Genomic DNA, 1,879 nt, shown 5'->3' on the forward strand with positions numbered 1-1,879 from the left:
GGCGTTTTGGGCGCGCTGCGCCCATTTGCTGCGCAAATGGGCTTTTGGGAAAGCGCGCCCGTTACATGCAGGGGCTTTGCCCCTGCACCCTACTGGGGAGCGTGACGCTCCCCAGGCCCCTGCAATTGTTAAAAAGATTTAATGGTTTGGCATTGCGAAGTGTATCACTAAGCGATATAATGGCGATATTCAAAAACAGGTGGTTCGACCGTTGGGCACGGAAAGAGGGTATTCCGGACGCCATTTTGTATGCTGCTGCGGAGGAGATAGTTGCTGGCAGGGTTGAAGCGGATCTGGGTGGCTGTCTGTTCAAAAAGCGATTGGCGAGGGCAGGGACCGGAAAAAGTGGGGGGTATCGAACGGTTGTTGGTTATCGAAGAACGGATTCAAGCCGTATCATTTTTCTCTACGCCTTTCCGAAAAATGCGAAGGCAAACCTGACGGACAGGGAGGAGGCTGCGTTGACTCTTGCAGCCAGGGACTTTTTGTCTGCCACGGAGCAGCAAATCGGTGCGTTGTTGGCGAATGGTGCGATTATGGAGCTTCACAATGAGTGAAATTTTGGATATTGCCCACGAGATGGCACGTGATTTGGTGAAGGTTGGTGCAATGGATGCTGTCACCATGCGCCAGATTGACGCGCTGTGCCTGCCGCCAAAACGGTACCTGGAGGCAGCAGATATCCGGCGTATTCGCACAAAAAACCATGTCAGTCAGGCTGTGTTTGCTGCGTTCCTTGGTATTGGCAAGACGACAGTACAGCAATGGGAGCAGGGGCAAAAAAAGCCGTCGGGTACGGCACTGCGCCTGTTGGATCTGATTGATCGCAATGGGTTGTCCGTTCTCTGTTGATAAAGCAATCGCGGGGGTCCGGGGAGGGCCACGCTCCCCGGACCCCCGCAATCGTTTGAAAAGATCAAAAGCTCAAGCCGCCGGCCACGACCACAGATTGGCCTCTCCCTGGATCGGAAAGTGTACCGACACCAAGCTTTGCATTTCGTCTCCTGAAAAGGGCCGCATGGCCGCCAACGCCCACAAATCATACATGGGCTCTCCCCTCCGCTTGGTGGCCGCCATGGCAAAACCGGCCTGGCGCAACGTGTGGACCATGACAGATTGGGTAAACCCACACCGATGGGCCATGAAACTGCCCCCCTCCGCCATCGCCACCCGAAAGCCATACAGCACATCCAACGCCGTGATGGGCTTTTTGACCGTGGAATAGATGGGCTCATGCAACGTATCCTGCGCCACCAACGCACAGATGGCCTGCAAATCGGGACAGGTGATCACCGCAAAACCATCCGGCTTCAACACCCGCCTGAACTCGGCCAACGCCAGCGGAACCTCGTGCGGGGCCAGATGCTCCACATTGTGAGAGGAGAAGATGGCATCCACCGACTGATCCGCTACAGCCGGCATATCTGTCATGCTGCCGATAATGTCCGGCGCACCACTCTTGTCGATGTCCAAACGCAACTCCCGCCATTCAGGGGTGTTGAAGCCCCGGGTGGTCTGATCTTGCCGACTGGCCCCGCAACCGACATGGAGAAAAACTTTCATGGGAAACCCCTGTGCAGGAGAAGAGTGAAGGGGAGCGGGTAAAAACCCGGCTGGCCGCCCCCCCGGCCGGCAACGATGGGTGACGATAACCGGTGCCCCCCGGGCTGTCAAGGCTAACCACACGGTTCCGCACTCTATTTTATGGTTTGTCTTTTCAAGCGGGAAAAAAAAGAAGCGGTTCTGCATTTTTCTGTTGACACCCACGGGTGGTTAATGTAGATTCCTTCTTCTCGGCCATGGAGGCCACCTTGCACCATCGAGTGCGGGTTCTGATCTTTCAAAATCTGGTAATCATCGGTGTGGGCACACGTCTATG

At 55.7% G+C, this 1,879-nt stretch carries 3 protein-coding genes; 2 read left to right on the forward strand and 1 reads right to left on the reverse strand.

The window, feature by feature from the left end; translation table 11 throughout:
* The first annotated feature begins 179 nt into the window (after nucleotides 1-179).
* Together ASN18_RS16655 and ASN18_RS16660 are read left to right on the forward strand one after the other, a co-directional pair.
* Nucleotides 180-557 carry a type II toxin-antitoxin system RelE/ParE family toxin gene (locus ASN18_RS16655; protein WP_085053913.1) on the forward strand — a complete coding sequence of 126 codons (378 nt, stop codon included), beginning with the start codon at nucleotides 180-182 and terminating at the stop codon, nucleotides 555-557.
* Nucleotides 550-852 (forward strand): helix-turn-helix domain-containing protein, encoded by a 303-nt coding sequence (locus ASN18_RS16660; RefSeq protein ID WP_085053912.1) that lies wholly within the window; start codon nucleotides 550-552, stop codon nucleotides 850-852. The genes ASN18_RS16655 and ASN18_RS16660 overlap by 8 nt, the downstream gene beginning before the upstream one ends.
* Before the next feature lie 72 nt (nucleotides 853-924).
* On the opposite strand, the gene ASN18_RS16665 is transcribed toward ASN18_RS16660, so the two are convergent.
* A complete protein-coding gene (locus ASN18_RS16665; RefSeq protein WP_085053914.1) occupies nucleotides 925-1,563 on the reverse strand; it encodes a class I SAM-dependent methyltransferase in 639 nt (212 codons plus the stop codon).
* Nucleotides 1,564-1,879: the final 316 nt, after the last annotated feature.

Source organism: Candidatus Magnetominusculus xianensis (assembly GCA_001541255.1).
Lineage (GTDB): Bacteria > Nitrospirota > Thermodesulfovibrionia > Thermodesulfovibrionales > Magnetobacteriaceae > Magnetominusculus > Magnetominusculus xianensis.

Excerpts from the sequence above, each read along its gene's own strand:
- ASN18_RS16665 (WP_085053914.1), bottom strand. The coding sequence starts at position 1,563 with ATGAAAGTTTTTCTCCATGTCGGTTGCGGGGCCAGTCGGCAAGATCAG.
- ASN18_RS16660 (WP_085053912.1), top strand. The coding sequence starts at position 550 with ATGAGTGAAATTTTGGATATTGCCCACGAGATGGCACGTGATTTGGTG.
- ASN18_RS16655 (WP_085053913.1), top strand. The coding sequence starts at position 180 with ATGGCGATATTCAAAAACAGGTGGTTCGACCGTTGGGCACGGAAAGAG.